Origin of the sequence: Undibacterium sp., from assembly GCF_030683615.1 — a bacterium.
Lineage (GTDB): Bacteria > Pseudomonadota > Gammaproteobacteria > Burkholderiales > Burkholderiaceae_D > Undibacterium > Undibacterium umbellatum.
On the sequence record NZ_JAUXQE010000006.1, the window covers coordinates 63,463 to 82,403 of the forward strand.

Consider the following 18,941-nt stretch of genomic DNA (forward strand, 5'->3'; position numbering starts at 1 on the left):
ACCCATACATGATTTGGCCCGGAGATGGCCCGGATGGGCATCCGGGCCATAGGTACTGTTTTGTTGGCGTATTAAGGCCGACTCAATCAGGGCGGCCTAATCAGGCAGCCTTGTCTTCAGGCTTGGATTCACTGACGATGCGCTCATGTTCTGCCGCCCACGCAGCATCAATGGCATCGGCTTTGACAAAAGCCGGACGGCTGCAGACACGTTCAATGTAATTCATTACGACAGGTGATTCAGGCACCAGCTTGAACATGGTACCCCAGCGCAAGGCATTGCCCCAGAGCACATCGGCTGCAGTGAAATGCTCACCCAGTAAATATGGCCCTTTTTCCAGTTGCGCCTTGATGATACCCAGCATGGTGTCAAAATCACTGTAAGGGCACATCGAAGGCGCTGCTGGCGGATGTTGTGCAAACTTGTCTACCAGCGCAGGCTCATAGCATGCCGCATAGTATGCCATCCAGCGCAGATAAGGGCCGCGCAATTGGCTATCCAGTGCGGGCGTCAGGCCTGCCTGCGGGAACAGGTCTGCCAGATATAAGTACACTGCAACTTGTTCGGTAATGAGCTCACCACGATGCTGTAATGCAGGCACTTTGCCCATGGGATTGATGGCAAGGTAGGCGCTTTGTCTTTGCTCTCCGGCTTTCATGTTCAAGACATGCAATTGATAGGGCGCCCCTAATTCTTCCAGCAAAATCAAAGCGCCGGTAGCGCGTGTTTGTGGGGCGTAGAACAGGGTGATGTTGTTTGCATTGCTCATGATAAGACCTTTCTTTTTAATCGAGGTGGCAGAATTGCCAGCCCGTTGATATAAGAATATGCCTTCATACCTGACATCTTTTGTCAGGTTGGTTTAATATTCATTCATATTTAAAAACTAATGCAAAAAGGTTTATTCCAACCATGCGCGCCAGCCGACTTATCTCCATCCTGACTATCCTGCAAGCGCGTGGTTTTGCTACTGCGCCCGAGCTGGCTGAACAGTGTGCGGTCAATTTGCGCACTATCTATCGTGATATCGACGCCATGAGTGAGGCGGGAATCCCCATTTATAGCGAACGTGGTTCAGGCGGAGGTTATCGCTTGCTGGATGGTTACCGCACCCAATTGAATGGCTTGTCGGCCAAGGAGGCGGAGGCCTTGCTCATGAGCGGGCTGGCCGGTGCGGCAACCGACATGGGGCTGGGTTCAGTCATGATGGCAGCGCAAAACAAATTGTTGTCAGCCATGCCCGCCACCTTGCGTGAAGGGGCGCTGGAAATGCGTTCCCGCTTTCACCTTGATGCGCCTAGCTGGTATGCGCGGGCAGAACAGCCACAGTATTTGCCAATGGTGGCGGATGCCGTCTGGGAGCAAAAACGAATACAGATACGTTACCAGAGCTGGAAAGGTACCAAGGAACGCATACTTGAGCCTTTGGGCATGGTCATGAAAGGCGGTTCCTGGTATCTGGTGGGGCAGGTGGATGAGATACCACGCACCTACAGAATTTCGCGGATACAAGAAATCTCTGTACTTGATCAGCATTTTCAGAGACCAGGCCCATTTGACCTGGCAGCCTACTGGCATAAATCAACAGCAAGGCTGGAGCAGGACATGCACACAAATACAGCAACAGTGCGCCTTTCACCAAGAGGTGTGAAATGGCGGGAAACTTATTTATCTCCCTACGTATTTTCTGAAATGCAGTTGTCAAGCGAGCCTGATGCTGATGGCTGGACTGTAGTTACCATGCCAGTCGGGTCCCTGACGGTGGCTTGCGCCGAAATTTTGCGCTTCGGTAATGACGCAGAAGTGCTGGAGCCTCCAGAGCTGCGTCAAAAAATCATGGAGGCTATAGAAGGCATGAAAAATGTCTACAAGATGCAGGAATTTTCTTGAGCAAGGCGAGGAGCATGCTAGTTGGATGTGTCTATCCTGCCGCCTTCTTCGCTTAATGCTTTACTTGTGAGCAGCCAGGGCCAGCAAATCCGCCATGGAACCCGCGAAGATATCAGTATCGACACTGCCGCTCACGCCAGCAACAGTACCTGATTCAGAATTTTGCCAGAAAGTCCATTTGTTCCATCCATTTGGCAGTTTCGGCTGTGCAACGCCATATTGTGCAACCCACAAGGCATATCTGGAGAAAGAACTGTTCATATACTGATTCCAGAAAGAAGGACCGGTATAAATCATGGGAGTGCGTCCCAATGCTTGTTCCACGATATTGAGCCAGGTCTGCACATTCGCTGCCAGCGGCACGCCGCCAAAGTCACCCTTGTAAGCTTCAATATCAATCACTGGAGGCAAGTCGCCTACAGCCAGACTGCCTACTGCCTTGATGAAATTGTTTGCTTGTGATACCGGGTCGTCGTTGCTTTCATAGAAGTGATAAGCGCCACGCAGCAGACCAGCCGCCTTCATGTCTGCCCAATTGGTCTGGAACTGCGGGTCGGCATAGGTGTTGCCGTCAGTGGCTTTGGCAAAGGCAAAGCCTATGCCAGCATTCTTCACCGCGGCCCAGTTCACGCTTCCCTGATAATGGGATACGTCGATTCCTTGCACGTTCGTATTGGTCGTCATAGGTTTTCCGGTGAAAATTCTAGATGAAATAGCAAGTCAATAAGATAACAGAAAATAGCGTGAGTGATGTATAACAAGATGCTTTTTATTGGTGTTGTGCGATCTTTGTCTTGAATGTGCAGTTCTTGCTGCCTAGACTAAGTAGAGAAAAACCGCAAAACAGGTTTCCATTCAAGATGAAGAACAAGATCATGAAAGCCTTATTGTTATTGCTGTTAGCTTTGGGTTTCCCAGCATCAGCGGCGGAGATCATTGAGGTCAGCATTTATGCTGATGAATCCTATCCTCCATATTCATATAAGGAGAATGGTGAGGCTAGAGGCATTTATCCAGCAATCTTTAGTAAGGCTTTTGAGCGTATGCAAGCTTACAAGGTGCACATTAAACCTGTGTCCTGGAAGCGTGGGCTGATGCTCATGGAGACCGGCCAGGGGCTGGCTCTTTTTCCTCCCTATAATCGACCTCTGGAGCGTCCTTACCTTACTATTTCCGAGCCAGTACTGGTTGAGCAGGTTGTGGCGTTTTGCAGTGAAAACTCAATGAACGGCAGAAAGCACCCGGCAGTATGGCCAGACGATTTCCATGGATTGAAAGTGGGTGTCAATGCAGGATTTAACATAGGTGGCGACAAGTATAAAAAAGCCGTCAAGGATGGCAAGATATATGAAGACCAGGCACCCAGCAATCGTTCAAACATACTCAAGCTTTTGTTGGGGCGCATAGACTGCTATGTCAATGACCGCCTTTCCATCTTGTGGGAGATAGAGCGCATCAAGGCAGACGGTGTGTATGCTGACTCCAGGCAGTCCATCGTTGAAGCAGCTGTCATCAATCAGGAGCAGGCATATATGGGATACACCAATCGTGACAATGGACGTTATCCCTATAAGGCTGATTTTATACGTGTACTGAATCAAATTCTGATAGATATGAAAAAAACAGGTGAGATACAGAAAATAGTGGAAGATGTGCTGAGCAAATAAACGCTCCAATTTTTTCTGACGATCTGGATAAAATGAGGACGAAAAACAAAATATTTGAGGCTTGAACTACGGGCGACTATGTGGAACTATACGACATACATGACGATCAAGACCGTCATGTATCGTCAATTTAGCCAATCTTAGAATAGCGATTTATGAATATACACCTGTCCCTGATGCCCGTCCTTGCCCTCGTCGCTGGAATTTGCATACTGATCAAACCAAAACTCGTCAGCTTTATCGTTGCACTATATCTCATTGCCATTGGTCTCATCGGAATCCTTGGGTTGGGCCGTTTCGGCTTGCATTTGTAGAATTCAGGTGGTTCTTTGACGAAGTAAGCACAAAGTAAAACTGATGACACTCCCTTGCTTTTGCTGGTAGTCGCTGATGGGAGTGCTACCCTTTGTGCAGCGCCTGCGGTACTATGATTTGCATTCGCAAGAGTATTGTGTGGCGCAGTAAATGACAGATGGGGGTGGGCGTGACGCAAAAATTTTTGCTGACCTTGCTGCTGGGTATTTTGCTGCCCCTGTCTGCCCATGCAGATACTTATCGTTGCGTCTCGCTTGATTACCCGCCCCTGATCTACAAAGATGTCGATAAGCGTGTCAAAGGTTTTGCTGTGGATATCGTCAGTACTGTTTTCAAGAACCTGGGTCACAGCTTGCAAGTGGAAATTTACCCATGGGCACGCTCCCTGGAAATGGTCCGGACGGGAGAACGAGACTGTATCTTTACCATTTTTCAGTCGCGGGAACGTGAGCAATTCCTTGACTTCAGTCGTGAATCCATCGTTCCACAAGTGGTGTACTTCTATACCAGAAAAGATGCTGGCGTCGTATTCAATGGTGATTTTTCCAGTCTGGAAGGCATGCGCATCGGCACTGTGCGCAAAATCAACTACGGACCCAGATTTGAAGAAGTGCGGCACAAGTTGCGCTTGGATGAAGCTTACGAGCTGGAACAAAGCATGAAAAAATTACTGATAGGAAGAATAGATTTATTTCCCAGTAATTATTACTCCGCATCCTATTTGCTGAAACTGCCAAGGAATAAAGAAATAGCAGAAAAAATCCTGCAATTACCCATTGCCATTGATGTCGTTCCAAGTCACTTGGCATTTGCCAAATCGAAAAAACTGGGTTTGCTACGTGATCGTTTTGATCAAGAATTCAGGCACTTCGTTTCATCTGGTCGCTACAGGGATTTGCTCATCAAGTACGAACTTGAAAACTCACCAGAGTTGCTTCGTTTTCTACAGCAGAAGTATTGAGATGTGTTTCAACAGGAGGGGTAATCTACAAAAGATTGCCTTGGCTGAAATATGGCTTCATGACAGGTGAAAGAGCGGCGCGTGTCTGTCTTGCCATGCCCCTGGCCGCTCGTCTCACGTTCGAACTAACAACCTGAGCAGCGGTGGATAGGTTTGTAATAATTATTGCAGGCTGTCTGGTCGCCATTCTGGCATTCTTCAAGCCAGGCATAGCATGCTTCGCATGGTACTAATGCAGAGGCACTTCCGGCGATGCCGAAAGAAACGCCAACGCCAACAAAAAATACAAACAACGCTTTTTTCATTTTGTTCATTACAGACTCCTGTGGATGTATGAAAGTCAAACGCTTGGTATTGAGAGTGATCTCAACTTGTTGATCTTATTTTAACGATATTTCCAAGTCAATATTTATTTATTGAATATACTTATTAAATATTTATATTGACAACATTTGCTTTTGAAGAATATCGTTCAAGTTCAATTGCCGCGGAGTTGTCCTGCTTTGCGCCACTTTATAAAATGGTTTTGAGCTATCAAGAGGGGTCGGGAAGAGAATGCTGAAACAAAAATTGAAGTCATTTGCTGCTTACGCCTTGATACTTGTGGCAGGTTTGGGGGTAGGGCTGGCTGCTGCTAACGTCCCGCGCTGGCTGACCCCGGCCTATGTGGAAGGGGATTACAGCGCTTATTTCCCTGATGCGAAAACCCAGGTCGTGGTGTATGCAACGGCTACCTGTCCTTTTTGTGCGAAAGCGCAAGAGCATCTGAAGGCCAGGAATATCGCCTTTGTAAAGATGGATATCAACGACTCTCCCAAGGCAAAACAAGACTTTATACAATTAAAGGGCGATATCGTCCCCTTGATCCTGGTGGGCAATCGACAAATCCGTGGTTTCAAGACTGAAGTACTGGATACTGCCCTGGATAAACTGCACTGATAACTGGCCATCTGGCCTGCAAGAGTTTGCAGGCCAGATGGCCGAAGTGAGAGTAAGCGTAAAACTCAGCTTACCCGCACCCAGTCCATGATCCAGTTGTCTTCCCAGGTTTTTCCATCATCGCGGGAAGCCGCCTGTTGCCAGCGGCATGTCGCGGCTGAGATATTGTCCCAGATGCCGCGCACCTTGATGGGTTTGCCTTCCTCCTCTTCATCGGAAACAAATAAGCCGACACCATTCTCAAAACCACCGATGACACCAGGCGGGGTGAGCACGCCAGCACGGCCATTTACCCAAAAGTCTGACCATTGCTTGTTTTCCACATCGAGCATGCGCAAGCCCATACCGCTGAAGTTGCGTGCGGGTATGCGCAACTCTTCAACGCTGACGACACCGCCAAGTATGCTCCAGCAAGTGGCTTCACCCTCAAACACATCCCATTCTTTGGTGACGCGGTTTTTCAAACGCCTGTGACTGATTTTCCACGAACCGCTGAGAAAATCGAATTCACCAGGTTTGCCGTTGTGCTCTTTCTTGTTCATCGGTTTTGTGCTCGCTGTGGCTGCTGCTTTATTGGCGGCTAATTGGCTGACGGCTATCCCCGCCGCGGTTTGCAGCAAGACCCTTCTTTGTGAATCGTGGTTTGTTGTGCTCATGGCGTATCTCCTTGATTGAATTTGTTGTGACAAGCGTAGCCATGATAGGCTGCAATTCTTGACAAAGAATGTCAGGAATTATTCAGGAGTTGTCATTTATGCGTGCCAGTCGTTTGCTTTCCATCCTGATCTTGCTGCAATTGCGCGGTAGGATCGGTGCCGAGACACTGGCCGCTGAATTTGAAGTCTCAGTACGCACAATTTACCGTGACATTGATGAGTTGAGCGCCGCTGGCATCCCGGTCCAAAGTGACCGCGGGCCGCATGGCGGCTTCCAACTGATGGCAGGTTACCGCAGCCAGTTTACCGGCCTGGAAAATGACGAGGCCGAAGCCCTGTTCATGATAGGTCTGCCAGGGCCAGCCATTGCATTGGGGCTGGGCAATGCCGCAACAAGGGCAAGCCGCAAGCTCATGGCATCATTGCCGCCCAGCTTGCGCGAAGGCTCACGCCGTATTGCGGACTGCTTTCATCTGGATACCAACGACTGGTATCGCAATGAGCAAAGTACCATGGAGTTGCCGCGCATTGCCCGCGCCGTACTGGCGCAGCAGAAATTGAAGACCAGTTATGAAAGCTGGTCTGGCTTGCGGCAATGGCAAATGGAACCTCTGGGCCTGGTCCTCAAGGCGGGCGCATGGTATCTGGTGGCAAATAGCCAGAGCCGTGCCAGCAGCCCCAAAAGAATACGCATCTTCAAGGTCGTGCACATCACTGACATGCAGGTGCTGGAAGAGCATTTTGAAAGGCCTGATGATTTTGATTTGCCCGGCTTCTGGAATGAAGCAACAGCGAGGTTTGAAAAAGAACTGAGATCAAACACGGCACAACTGCGAGTATCAGCCACAGGCCTGGACAGGATACGCAAACTGGGTACCTTTGCAGCGCAGGCTGTGGAGGCTCAAAGGGATGTTGCAGCTACAGAAAGAGTACCTGATCAAACTTGGCAAACCATCACGCTGCCCATAGAAACCATAGAGCATGCTGCGCAAATGTTATTGGGGATAGGGCCAGAACTGGAAGTGATTGCGCCACCAGCATTGCGCCAGCGTCTGCGTGAACTTGCCTGGCAATGTTTTCAGTTGCATGAGCAGACAGATGATCGGGATTAGTCTGCGTTTCGAGTTATATAGCAATGATGGGCCATGTTTCATTCTGCTGGCCCATCAGGGATTCATGGCGAATCAGGCAAAATGGCAGACGTAATCAAGTGTCTCCAGAGTTTCAATCTCGAATTTTGCATTTGCTGGTACATTAAATTGCTGACCACCTTCATAGGTGGACCATTCAGCTTCGTCATTGATGCGCACGCGGCATTTGCCTGCGTTCAATTCCATGATTTCTGCGACACCAGTGTTAAAAACCAGGCTGGAAGGGAAGATGATGCCCACGGTTTTTTTGCTGCCATCGGCAAACAATACAGTGTGGGAAACGCATTTGCCATCAAAAAACAGATTGGCTTTCTTGACGACGCTGACTTGATCAAATTGGGTAGACATGCAGGGCAACTCCGAAAAAAAAGACCCGCGCAAATGAATGGGCGGGTCGGGAATAGGTTAAGTGTTCAGATAGTTATTGACTGCGTTACTGACCGCGTTTTGCGCGGGCATTGGCAGCAATACGCATGCGCAATGCATTCAGTTTGATGAAGCCGCCAGCGTCTGCCTGGTTGTAGGCGCCGCCATCTTCATCAAAGGTAGCGATGTTCATGTCGAACAGCGAATCGGTTTTCGAATCGCGCGATACCGTGATGACATTGCCTTTGTACAGTTTCAGGCGTACCCAGCCATTGACTGTGTGTTGGGTATGATCAATCAGGGTTTGCAGCGCGACGCGCTCTGGTGCCCACCAGTAGCCGTTATAAATCAGGCTGGCGTAACGTGGCATCAGATCATCTTTCAGATGGGCGACTTCACGGTCCAGGGTGATGGATTCAATTGCACGGTGGGCGCGCAGCATGATGGTGCCGCCGGGTGTTTCATAGCAGCCGCGGGATTTCATACCGACATAACGGTTTTCTACCAGGTCCAGACGGCCTATGCCGTGCTTGCCACCCAGGCGGTTCAGTTCTGTCAGCACGGTTGCTGGCGACATGCGCACGCCATTCAGGGCGACGATGTCACCGCGTTCAAATTCTACATCCAGATATTCTGGCTGGTCTGGTGCTGCTTCTGGGCTGACAGTCCAGCGCCACATGGATTCTTCGGCTTCGGCACTTGGGTTTTCCAGGTGACGGCCTTCAAAGCTGATGTGCAGCAGGTTGGCGTCCATGGAGTAGGGCGCGCCACCGTTCTTGTGCTTCTGGTCGATTTCTATGCCTGCATCTTCAGCATATTTCATCAGTTTTTCGCGGGACAGCAAATCCCATTCGCGCCATGGAGCGATGATCTTGATACCTGGCATCAGTGCATAGGCACCCAGCTCGAAACGCACTTGGTCATTACCTTTGCCGGTCGCACCGTGGGAAATGGTGTCTGCACCAGTTTCCTTGGCGATTTCGATGAGGCGTTTGGCGATCAATGGACGAGCGATGGAGGTACCCAGCAGGTATTCACCCTCATACACGGTATTGGCGCGGAACATAGGGAAGACGAAATCGCGCACAAATTCTTCACGTACATCATCGATATAAATATTTTCAGGCTTGATACCAAACTTGATGGCTTTGGCACGCGCTGGTTCCAGCTCTTCACCCTGGCCCAGATCGGCAGTGAAAGTGACGATTTCGCACTGATAATTATCTTGCAGCCATTTTAAAATGACAGAGGTATCCAGACCGCCAGAATAGGCGAGGACGACTTTTTTAGTATCGCTCATGATGTGCTTTCGAAAAATTAAAACTTAAGGCTTAAGACCGAAAAGATCACCACAGAGGCACAGAGACACAGAGAAAAGAATGAGGAAAAACATCACTTATTTGTCTGCGACTTAGCGACTATGACCACCCTTAATTTGATCTTGCCCCTTCCAATACAAAACGATTACAGAGATATTGAACCAAGACAGTCTTTATTGACGTAGATTAAATCTCAAGTCACAAGATTTTCTCTTGTTTTTTCTCTGTGCCTCTGTGTTGAGAGGTCTTTTCCAAAAATTACGGCGTTTGAAACAAGACTAGCGAATCTCGCCTACAACCAAATATTCCAGCAAGGCTTTTTGCACGTGCAGGCGGTTTTCTGCTTCATCCCAGACGACTGATTGCGGGCCATCTATCACGCCGGCAGACACTTCTTCTCCACGGTGGGCGGGCAGGCAATGCATGAAAAGGGCGTCAGGATGGGCGCGGGCCATCTTGGCTTCATCGACTATCCAGCCGTCAAAGGCTTTCAGGCGGGCCTGGTTTTCATCTTCATAGCCCATGCTGGTCCAGACATCGGTATTCACCAGATCGACTCCGGCGCAAGCGTCGGACGGGCTGTCAAATACCGTGTATTGCGATGGGTCTGCCGTCACCTGCTTCAAGTCCATGTCATAGCCTTTCGGCGTGGAGATATGCAGATGGAAGTTGAATACCTGTGCTGCTTGCAGCCATGAGTACAGCATGTTATTGGCGTCACCTATCCATGCCACCTTTTTACCGGTGATGGAGCCGCGGTGTTCAATATAAGTAAATACATCTGCCAATACCTGGCAGGGATGATGTTGATTCGTCAAGCCATTGATGACTGGCACACGTGAATTTGCAGCAAAGCGTTCTATCATTTCCTGCTCAAAGGTGCGGATCATGATGATGTCGCACATGCGTGACATGACCTGGCCTGCGTCTTCTACCGGCTCACCTCGGCCCAACTGGCTGTCGCGGGTATTGAGGTAGATGGCTGCGCCGCCCAGTTGATGCATGCCTGCTTCAAATGACAGGCGGGTACGGGTGGAATTTTTTTCGAACACCATCACCAGGGTTCTATCCAGCAATGGGTGATAAGTTTGATAAGCCTTGAAACGTTGCTTGATGATGCGGGCGCGCTGCATCACGTATTCAAACTCGGACAAGGTGAAATCGGAGAACTGCAGGAAATGTTTGATAGCCATAAATAAAACGGGCAGCATTTTCATGCCGCCGCTTGTCATAACTGCTTAATTATAAGGGATTAATCAGGGCTGCCCATATTAAATTCCGGGAACAGGCAAATTTGATCCATATTACTTGGAGCTTGCCTGAAAAATAAGCTGTTCAGCCGCTTAATCTTCAGCTTGTTGAAGCTTAGCACTATTTACATGTCCCGGTGCACGCCCCGCGCCAAATGAGTTCAATTTACATGTAAAAATCGCTTGCAGTTTCCCTGCTTAAATTTATTGCTTAAAGAAATGTATTTGTGAACTTTCGTCAACTAGCTGGAATTTCAAACTGGTTTGTTTAAACTAGATTTTATTGCTGTATTTGCATAAATGTCTGTCCTTAGTCTTGAACTTGGGACAAGGTCCAAGTGAATTGTAAGCAAATGCAATGAAGTGTAAATAAATGCAAGATTTAGTTTCCAGAGTTCGTCCAGCATGCTTGTCAAACAGCCAGGCGCGCAAAAACGACGAATATTTTTTAAATGAATATTTAAAAGTAAACATACCATGAGCGCACTGTTAGCCGGACTGACCGTCCTGATTATTGGCGATAGCCATATGTCGACTCCAGATTACCTGATCACCACTCTGCATGACGATTTGATGAGCAAGGGTGCCGTGGTGTATTCCTTCGGTGCTTGCGGTGTTGCAGCTGGTGACTGGATGGTGAAGAGTCAGTCGCCTTGCGGCGGTGCTGCGCGTATCAAGGATGGCCCGGTAGAAGTCAAAACAGGTCAGGATGCGATGACACGTCCATTCAATGAACTCATCAAAACCTACAAGCCAAATCTGGTGGTTGTCGTCAATGGCGACACTATGGCTTCTTACGCTGCGCCTGAATTGCCGAAGACCTGGATCTGGCAACAAGTGTCCCGCCTCACCAAAGGTGTCAAAAACAATGCGGTAGGTTGCGTTTGGGTTGGCCCTGCATGGGGTACTGAAGGTGGTAAGTTCAATAAGACATTTGCCCGCGCTAAAGAAATGTCGGGTTATTTGTCCGAGATCGTCGCTCCCTGTACTTACATAGATTCGCTGACTTTGTCCAAACCGGGTGAATGGGCGTCTTCTGATGGTCAGCATTTTGATTTGGCGGGTTACAAAGCCTGGGGCGCAGCAATTGGCAATGCGATTTCTTCGCCGGCAGTCTTGCAGACCATCAAAAAATAATTACGGACACTGATTACCCATGAAAAAGCTTATCTTTGCTTGCTTGACTTCAGCCTTGACTCTGGCTGCACACGCCGACAATCCCTTGTATGAAACCGGGCCTGCTCAGGATTCATCCTTTGTCAGGTTCCTCAATGCAAGTGAAGATAAAGCCAATGTCGTCAACGGAGCAGCCAAAGTAGCTTTGGCTGCTCAGGGTGACGGCAGGGTTTCCCGCTTTTATCCTGTCAAAGCTGGTGCCAAGCTAGCAGCCAATGTACAGGTAGGCAATGCCAAGTCAGCAGTGGAAGTAGTCGCCAAGCCGGGCGAGTTCGTGACCATTGCCATCGTCAGCAATGGCGCAGGGATAGATACCGTGGTCGTCAAGGATACGCCTACCGATTTCAATGCCAGTAAGGCTTCTGTCGCCTTGCTGAATCTGGATAAGTCATGCAATGCTGCTGGCTTGAATGTGGCCAAAAAAAACACAGCCATAGTGGAAGCTGTTAAACCAGCCAGTCTGCAGCGTCGTCTGGTTAACCCCATCGGCCTGAAAACTCAGGTAATGTGTGATGCCAAAGATGCAGGCAAAGTAGTCGACCTGGGACAATTACAACCAGGCGAACGTTATAGCGTGGTGCTCATGCCTGGCAAAAAAGCGCGCCAGACTTTCTTTGTACGCGACAGTACATCCTGATCTGAATACGGGTTCTGGCTATGGTATTTGCGTCCCTGGAGTTTCTTACACTCTTTCTCCCCTTATTTTTTGCAATTTATCTCGTCACGCCCCAGCGCTTTCGTAATCACATCCTGCTGGTCGGTAGCTGGCTGTTTTATGCATGGTGGACCCCAAAGTTTTTGCTGCTGATCATCGCCCTGACCGTCCTGGGATGGGGTGCTGCAATACTGATAGACAAGAGCCAGAGCGAGCAGCGCAAAACCCGTTTGATGGTCATTGCCATTGTTCTTAATCTGTCTTCCCTGGTCTGGTATAAGTACACCAATATGCTGGTGTATTCACTCAATACCATCTTGACAGGGCGTGACATGCCCACCATACCGTGGGAAAACCTGATGTTGCCTATAGGCTTGTCTTTCACGGTCTTGCATGCGATTTCTTATATCGTTGATGTGCGTCGAAAAACTGTGGATGCGCAGTACAGCATTATTTCTTTCAGCGCCTATATGGCCATGTTCCCGCATTTGATCGCTGGCCCGATTGTGCGCTACAAGGTTATCGATACTGAATTGCGCGAGCGGGTTTTTTCCATCGATAAATTTGCCGCTGGCGTGCGTCGCTTTATGGTTGGTTTTTCGATGAAGGTCTTGATTGCCGACACCTTATCTCCCATCGTCACTCTGGGATTTGGCTTGCACAATCCCAGTTTGATCGATGCCTGGACTGCTTGCGCTGCTTATACACTGCAATTGTATTTTGACTTTGCCGGTTATAGCGCCATGGCCATAGGTCTGGGCATGATGCTGGGCTTTGATTTCCAGGAGAATTTCAATAATCCCTATCTGGCCGTATCAATACAGGATTTCTGGCGGCGTTGGCATATGACGCTGTCTTCATGGTTGCGCGACTACTTGTATATCAGCCTGGGTGGTAACCGTGGTGGCCCTGCCCGCACCTATATCAATCTTCTGTTGACCATGGCCATAGGTGGCCTGTGGCATGGTGGCGAGAACTGGAATTACCTGATCTGGGGCATTATTCAGGGCACGGCCCTTTGCTGTGACCGTGCATTTACGCAGCGTGGTTTATCCATGCCCAATTATTTGTCACGCACTTTGACCTTGCTTGTTGTCATGCTGGCGTGGACAGTTTTCCGTGCCGAGAGTTTTTCCACCGCCACTGATATATGGGCAGGCCAGTTTGGCATGCACGGCGTCGCCATGGGCGATGCGATTGCACAGGCGCTGCGCCCCAGCATTATCCTGACCTTTGTGCTTGGCCTGATTTGTGTCATTTATCCTGCCACCAAAATTGGCAAGCAGGGTGGTCTCGGCTTTGCAGGCTGGAGCATGACCTGGCCAGTACTGACTTTTGCTTATGCTGTCGTGGTTCTGGCCGGGCAAAAAGCGATTCCCTTTTTGTACTTCCAGTTTTAGGAGATCATCATGAGTGAGTGTTTTACCTTTGATCCCCAAAAAGCTGGCTGGACACGCTTTATTCCGGTAGCGGCCTTTAGCCTTATCATGCTGGGTGGTTTCGCCGTAACGCAATCATCTTTGCGCGATGTGCCTGTTGAAAAATGGGAAGGCATTGCTGATCCCCGGCGTTTGCTGGAAGGCGAGGCGACACGGCAATTCTCCGCGCAACTGAATGACCACTTCCTGTTAAGCAAATCATTTGCAAAAATTGAACGTGGCGTTACCTGGGTGATAGCAGGCGATACCGGTGCATCAGTGCGCCAGGGCTGCCCGGGCTGGCTATTTTTGTCAGATGAACTCACGCCACATGCCAACGCAGCAGACAATGCCGCCGCCAGGGCAAAAATTATCAGCCAGACTGCGAGTGACTTGCAAAAGAGCGGCATCAAGCTGGTGGTCGCCGTCGTGCCGGATAAAACCCGCATAGAAGAAAGCCATTTATGTGGCCTGCATCGTCCTGCGGCTTTTGCCAATCGCGTGAATGACTGGGTTGCCACGCTGGTCAATAACAGGGTTGAAGTGCTCAACTTCACACCAGCGCTGGCTGCCATGACGGGAGAGCGCTATTATCGCAGTGATTCTCACTGGAATGAGCGTGGTGCTGATCTGGCTGCAAAGACCCTGGCAGAGCGCTTACAAGCGATGAAGCTGGTTGACAAGCCAGCCACGCCGCCTGACCCCAAGGCCATACAAACCAATACGACTGAACGATCTGGTGATCTGATGCGCGTTTCCAATCTGGAGGGACTGCCAGCCTGGATGCGGCCTGCAACTGAAGTGACCCAGGTCAGCAAGGTTGCGCCGGTAGCGGTTGCCAGCGATGACTTGTTTGGTGACGCAGGTTTGCCAACGGTGGCGCTGCTGGGAACCTCCTTCAGCCGTGCTGCGAATTTTGTACCATTCCTCAGCCAGCATCTGGGGGCACCAGTCGCCAATCTGGCCAAGGATGGCGGTGATTTTGATGGTGCTGCTTTTACCTATTTGAACAGCAAAGAATTCAAAACCCAGCCACCTAAAGTCGTGGTCTGGGAAGTACCAGAGCGCATGCTGCAAAAAACGTTGACAGCATCAGAGAAAAAATGGCTGGCATCATTCAGCTCCAAAAGCTGATGGCAGTACGAAGTATGCATGCAGGCATGACGGCGATGGGGGATCATTGACATCACCCGCACGGATAATGGTAGGCTGATGCTTCTTTGATGTCTTAAATTGAAGTCAGAAGCGTGAAACCTGAAATACAATCCAACAAAATCGTCATTTTGTCCGGCTCTGGCATTAGTGCCGAGAGCGGCATTCCAACTTTTCGCGACGCGAATGGCTTATGGCATAACTACTCCTGGGAAGCTGTAGCCAGCCCCGCTGGGTGGCGCGCGCATCCAGAAGTCGTTCTGGAATTTTATAACGAACGTCGCAAACACTCTGCAGAGGCACAGCCGAATATAGCGCATTGCGCAATTGCTGCCCTTGAGTCAGCTTACGAAGTAGTCGTGATCACCCAAAATGTCGATGATCTGCATGAAAGAGCAGGCTCCACCAATGTAATTCATGTCCATGGACAGTTGAACTATGCGCGAGGTACTTCTGATGCTCGCAGGCGTTACCGTATCAATGCAGCGCCCATACTTATGGGACAACTATGTGAAGATGGCACGCAACTCCGCCCTGATATTGTCTGGTTTGGTGAAGATGTCGAGTACATGACAGAATCACGGCGGCATATTGAGACTGCGGCTAAGGTGCTGGTGGTTGGTACTTCACTTTCAGTTTTTCCTGCCGCATCGCTGGTCAAGGCTGCGCGGGGCAGGGCAGAAAAAATACTGGTTGCGCTGGATATGGATAAGCTACCTTTCGGTTTCAAGTTCATGCGTGGCAAGGCAGGCAGCATTATTCCTTTTCTATGCGAGCGTTGGCTGGAAGAAGCAAGCAAGAATTAAATAGCTTCGATGCAATTGGATTGGTAACTGCATAGGTATCAGATAAAAAACGGAGGCTGGGTAAACCAGCCTCCGTTTTTGTGCTCAAAATAGCAGGCATTACCAAAGTGCAGTCTTGCAACTCAGCTTGTTCAGATCAAGATTGCTCAAGCTTAAAAAGTAAGAGCCAGGGTCAAGCGCCTTGGCTTTACAGGCCAGAGTTTGCTGTCTCTTCTTGTCTTTCTCCATCGCTGCCTGCATGCTGTACACCCATCCGTAATACGGAAAGACCAGTTCATAGCTGCGCAGGAATTGCAAAGCTTCAGTTCTGTATGCGTCATTACCTGTCTTCTTGAACATCAGGTAAGCTGCTGTTGCATACTGATAGGATGGAGGAATGCCTCTTTCTCTCATCTCGGATTTTCCTGATTCAGACAGCCCATAGCGTGCTGCTTTCAGATATTGCAGCGATTCACGCGACTTGCCTTCGAGTGCAAATATCATGGATTTGGCGAGTACATGATCAAAACTTTCATGCAGGTCTGCATTTCTGACAGTATCCAGATTTGCATCTTTGCCGTCACTTGCCTGCCATGCCACCCAGGCAAAAAAAGGTAAAACGAACTGGTTGCGTTTATTGGCGTCATAAGGCGCCAGGTTGGCAATAGCAAATTCATAGGCTTCTTTTGTGCCACTTTGCTCTAACGCACTCTTAATCAATTGTGCCGACACTGCAAACGTCTTGTTCCTATACTTGTTTGGTGCTGAGGGCTTCAGCAAAAGTTTGATATCATCATTGCTGGGAACTCTGTCTGTGACAGCATGCATGTGCACATAGAGATCATTGACATCCTGAAGATCAATTTGCACTGAATCATATTTCTGAGATTTGAGCCAGTCGTTAATTTGATCCAGGCTCTTTCCTTCCATTCTTTGCGCTACATAAGCAGCAACCCACAATTGGAATGTTTCCGCGGTGGCTGCACGTGGCTGGATAACTTGCCATCCCATCTCAGCCTGGCCTTCCATGAACAGGAAACTGGCGAGGTCACGTCGGGTAAAGTCAGAGTTATAGCGAGCCAGCGCCTGTATGGAGGATTGCATGGCTTCGCCTAGTCGGCTATCTATTAGTTTCAGCCTGGTTTGTGCATGAAATTCTGAAGAACTGCCAGTGCCCATGGCCAGACTGCGTTGATAGAATTGCTTGGCAGCCTCTAACTCTCCTGAGAAAAAGAAACCATGAGCAGGTGCTGCCCAGTCGTGGGATTCTTTCACACGGTCATTGATTTCAGCGCTTTTTGGATAAGCGTTGATGATCTTTAACGCATCTTGCAAAGTCTTTCCTTCTTTTAAATGACGGAATGCTAGTGCGACCCTGGAGTCCATATCACCAGGGTACTGCTTGAGCTTGCTAAGTAATTGCTCTTCAGACGGAGTCTTGAACAAATGAAAGCGAAGAGGGAACAAACCTTGTTTTGTCGCATCTGCTTTTGGTGCCGCCTGTATAGCTGCCATCATCGCGGCTTGTTGTGGTGTCGGCAAGCTGGATGTGAGGAAGCGGTCAGCCTTCAGAATTTTGATCAACTGCGCTTCTTTGGAGCGGGCTTCCTGGATTTGCCTGTCATTGTCAATATTCTGACTGCCATTGCCTATGTAATGGTCTGACAAAGAACTTGTGGCAAGCCAGCTGTCATAGCGCTGCAGATTAACTATCATTTGCAGGTACGGCTTGAGCAAGGCTTGCTTGTGAACCAGAAAATCTCCAGCATTACCGGTAAATTTCATGGATTGTTGCGCTGTGTGCTTGATCTGTTGAAGGTAAGGATGGCCGGCAATATCTTCGGGCGATTGCGCCAGAAGCATTAAACCTTGTTCAGGTAGGCCAAGGAAGCGTACATATCTTGCTGCATTTTTGTAGTGGGACAACAGTCGCCAGTCCTGATACAGTGCCAATTCTGCACTGCTAAGTGCCTTTGCCTGCCCGTTCTGAGTTTTGGATGAAGGACATGATTCCGGCGTGGGCAAACCTGAGAAGTAAGCCGCTATATCGCAAAACTTGACAGGCTTGGATGGATCTTCAATGTTCAGGCGCTCATTCATCAATAATCGCGTCAGCGCAGGCAATTTTTCTAAACCATGGGTATCACTGGGCTTACCGTTTGCTCTGGCTAATAGTTTGGAGACTTGCGAGACAATCGGGTCTGTGGACGACAACAGCATGGGGGAGATTTCATAGCTGCCTGTCAGACTGAGCCCCAACTGTTGCAAAGCTAAAGTTCGTATCACCTGCGCTACAGGAGGGGACGATGGCCCCATATCTGCCTTGGCATAAGCTCTGGCCAGCCATGCACGTTTCAGTGGTGACATCAAGCGACCATAGTCGAGAATTGAGGCTTTAACATGATCGTAGGCAGGCAATAATGTACCAACTGCCAGGGCATGGCAGGCTTGTTGCAAACGGTCTTTACCTGACGCAGGCAAAGAAAAGTCCCAATTGCTCTCTGCGCAAATGCTACCGTCGTTGCTGGCAGCCGGGGGCTCTCCGGCTTCCTTCAAGCCTGCTTCTTTAAGCAAGGCTGGCAGGGATTTTTTGATGATATCCAGCGCCTGCTCCGGGTCTTGAGGTAATTCCAGCGATTTATGTGCCTTGATGCTCTCATTTTGACTGCGTATGACGAGCGTAACAAAATTCTGCCCTTTATCTTGTCCAAGATAAAGCATGATCAATTTCTGTTGCTGGTATTGCTTGAGCAAGGCTTGTAATGTGGCCTCATCGAAACTGCGTACGAAGGGGCCATTGATATCTGCCAGATCGGTTTGCTGTACTGTGTGTATGCCACCAAGGCTTAATGCTTCGTCCAGTTGCGCACCGACTGCTGCACGGAATGAAGGCGCAAATCCAAGAGCCTGGGTTTGCACCGGCAGCACGATATACTTTGTTGACTCAGTGATGGCGTTTTCCGGAATCTTGATAGTACGAAACTTCTCATCAGGTGTCATGCCAATTGCGGACAAGGCAGTCGCCAGCCTGTCTGCTTGCGGCCAGGTTTCAACTTGTTTTTTAGCTGGCGCAGGAGTAGTGGTTTCGACTGGTGCTGGCTTACTGCATGACAGCGATGACATGCAAAGTAAGCTCAGAAGTGCTACATTTTTAATGTGTAAGTAATTGCGCATTCGGATGTTTTCAGCAAAATAATGGCATGGAATATCCATGAAACATTACATTCTGTCAATCCAATTC

Annotated in this window: 19 protein-coding genes; 11 read left to right on the forward strand and 8 right to left on the reverse strand. The window is 49.3% G+C overall.

Annotated features, from left to right (window positions below):
• Window positions 1-100: 100 nt before the first annotated feature.
• Complete coding sequence (locus Q8K39_RS03255; RefSeq protein ID WP_305258273.1) at window positions 101-769, reverse strand: glutathione S-transferase family protein; 669 nt, start codon at window positions 767-769, stop codon at window positions 101-103.
• Window positions 770-912: 143 nt separating this feature from the next.
• Between Q8K39_RS03255 and Q8K39_RS03260 the strand changes: the two genes are divergently transcribed.
• Window positions 913-1,890 carry a YafY family protein gene (locus tag Q8K39_RS03260; protein ID WP_305258274.1) on the forward strand — a complete coding sequence of 326 codons (978 nt, stop codon included), beginning with the start codon at window positions 913-915 and terminating at the stop codon, window positions 1,888-1,890.
• 60 nt (window positions 1,891-1,950) lie between these two features.
• Here Q8K39_RS03260 and Q8K39_RS03265 read toward each other — a convergent pair whose 3' ends face one another.
• Window positions 1,951-2,574 carry a glycoside hydrolase family 25 protein gene (locus Q8K39_RS03265; RefSeq protein ID WP_305258275.1) on the reverse strand — a complete coding sequence of 208 codons (624 nt, stop codon included), beginning with the start codon at window positions 2,572-2,574 and terminating at the stop codon, window positions 1,951-1,953.
• A 191-nt stretch (window positions 2,575-2,765) separates the two neighbouring features.
• Here Q8K39_RS03265 and Q8K39_RS03270 point away from each other — a divergent pair, with 191 nt between their 5' ends.
• From Q8K39_RS03270 to Q8K39_RS03280, 3 genes are all read left to right on the forward strand, one after another.
• The gene (locus Q8K39_RS03270) at window positions 2,766-3,557 is read left to right on the forward strand and encodes an ABC transporter substrate-binding protein (RefSeq protein WP_305258276.1); all 792 of its coding nucleotides are present in this window, start codon (window positions 2,766-2,768) and stop codon (window positions 3,555-3,557) included.
• Between the two features lie 176 nt (window positions 3,558-3,733).
• A complete protein-coding gene (locus Q8K39_RS03275; RefSeq protein WP_370868553.1) occupies window positions 3,734-3,871 on the forward strand; it encodes a DUF3096 domain-containing protein in 138 nt (45 codons plus the stop codon).
• 170 nt (window positions 3,872-4,041) lie between these two features.
• Complete coding sequence (locus Q8K39_RS03280; RefSeq protein ID WP_305258278.1) at window positions 4,042-4,833, forward strand: ABC transporter substrate-binding protein; 792 nt, start codon at window positions 4,042-4,044, stop codon at window positions 4,831-4,833.
• A 125-nt stretch (window positions 4,834-4,958) separates the two neighbouring features.
• On the opposite strand, the gene Q8K39_RS03285 is transcribed toward Q8K39_RS03280, so the two are convergent.
• Window positions 4,959-5,147 (reverse strand): hypothetical protein, encoded by a 189-nt coding sequence (locus Q8K39_RS03285; RefSeq protein WP_186954127.1) that lies wholly within the window; start codon window positions 5,145-5,147, stop codon window positions 4,959-4,961.
• Between the two features lie 241 nt (window positions 5,148-5,388).
• Here Q8K39_RS03285 and Q8K39_RS03290 point away from each other — a divergent pair, with 241 nt between their 5' ends.
• A complete protein-coding gene (locus Q8K39_RS03290) occupies window positions 5,389-5,772 on the forward strand; it encodes a glutaredoxin family protein (RefSeq protein ID WP_305258279.1) in 384 nt (127 codons plus the stop codon).
• Between the two features lie 65 nt (window positions 5,773-5,837).
• Here Q8K39_RS03290 and Q8K39_RS03295 read toward each other — a convergent pair whose 3' ends face one another.
• Window positions 5,838-6,428, reverse strand: a complete 591-nt coding sequence (locus Q8K39_RS03295) for a hypothetical protein (protein ID WP_305258280.1) — start codon at window positions 6,426-6,428, stop codon at window positions 5,838-5,840.
• A gap of 98 nt (window positions 6,429-6,526) precedes the next feature.
• Here Q8K39_RS03295 and Q8K39_RS03300 point away from each other — a divergent pair, with 98 nt between their 5' ends.
• On the forward strand, window positions 6,527-7,540 hold the full coding sequence (locus Q8K39_RS03300; RefSeq protein WP_305258281.1) for a YafY family protein: 1,014 nt from the start codon (window positions 6,527-6,529) through the stop codon (window positions 7,538-7,540).
• A 72-nt stretch (window positions 7,541-7,612) separates the two neighbouring features.
• Here Q8K39_RS03300 and Q8K39_RS03305 read toward each other — a convergent pair whose 3' ends face one another.
• The 3 genes from Q8K39_RS03305 to argF all read right to left on the reverse strand — a co-directional run bounded on the left by Q8K39_RS03305 (window position 7,613) and on the right by argF (window position 10,457).
• Window positions 7,613-7,927 carry a pyrimidine/purine nucleoside phosphorylase gene (locus tag Q8K39_RS03305; protein ID WP_186954131.1) on the reverse strand — a complete coding sequence of 105 codons (315 nt, stop codon included), beginning with the start codon at window positions 7,925-7,927 and terminating at the stop codon, window positions 7,613-7,615.
• A gap of 85 nt (window positions 7,928-8,012) precedes the next feature.
• Window positions 8,013-9,245: an argininosuccinate synthase gene (locus Q8K39_RS03310; RefSeq protein ID WP_186954132.1), complete on the reverse strand. Its 1,233-nt coding sequence runs from the start codon at window positions 9,243-9,245 to the stop codon at window positions 8,013-8,015.
• Between the two features lie 297 nt (window positions 9,246-9,542).
• Complete coding sequence (argF, locus tag Q8K39_RS03315) at window positions 9,543-10,457, reverse strand: ornithine carbamoyltransferase (protein WP_186954291.1); 915 nt, start codon at window positions 10,455-10,457, stop codon at window positions 9,543-9,545.
• Between the two features lie 534 nt (window positions 10,458-10,991).
• Between argF and Q8K39_RS03320 the strand changes: the two genes are divergently transcribed.
• From Q8K39_RS03320 to Q8K39_RS03340, 5 genes are all read left to right on the forward strand, one after another.
• Window positions 10,992-11,651 carry an SGNH/GDSL hydrolase family protein gene (locus Q8K39_RS03320; protein WP_186954133.1) on the forward strand — a complete coding sequence of 220 codons (660 nt, stop codon included), beginning with the start codon at window positions 10,992-10,994 and terminating at the stop codon, window positions 11,649-11,651.
• Window positions 11,652-11,670: 19 nt separating this feature from the next.
• A complete protein-coding gene (locus Q8K39_RS03325; RefSeq protein ID WP_305258282.1) occupies window positions 11,671-12,327 on the forward strand; it encodes an alginate O-acetyltransferase AlgF in 657 nt (218 codons plus the stop codon).
• Window positions 12,328-12,347: 20 nt separating this feature from the next.
• Window positions 12,348-13,745 carry an MBOAT family protein gene (locus tag Q8K39_RS03330; protein WP_186954135.1) on the forward strand — a complete coding sequence of 466 codons (1,398 nt, stop codon included), beginning with the start codon at window positions 12,348-12,350 and terminating at the stop codon, window positions 13,743-13,745.
• 9 nt (window positions 13,746-13,754) lie between these two features.
• Window positions 13,755-14,897 (forward strand): cell division protein FtsQ, encoded by a 1,143-nt coding sequence (locus Q8K39_RS03335; RefSeq protein WP_305258284.1) that lies wholly within the window; start codon window positions 13,755-13,757, stop codon window positions 14,895-14,897.
• Between the two features lie 113 nt (window positions 14,898-15,010).
• Window positions 15,011-15,721, forward strand: a complete 711-nt coding sequence (locus Q8K39_RS03340) for a Sir2 family NAD-dependent protein deacetylase (protein ID WP_305258285.1) — start codon at window positions 15,011-15,013, stop codon at window positions 15,719-15,721.
• A gap of 99 nt (window positions 15,722-15,820) precedes the next feature.
• Here Q8K39_RS03340 and Q8K39_RS03345 read toward each other — a convergent pair whose 3' ends face one another.
• Entirely contained in the window at window positions 15,821-18,823 is a 3,003-nt protein-coding gene (locus Q8K39_RS03345; protein ID WP_305258286.1) for a hypothetical protein, read from the reverse strand.
• Window positions 18,824-18,941 lie beyond the last annotated feature (118 nt).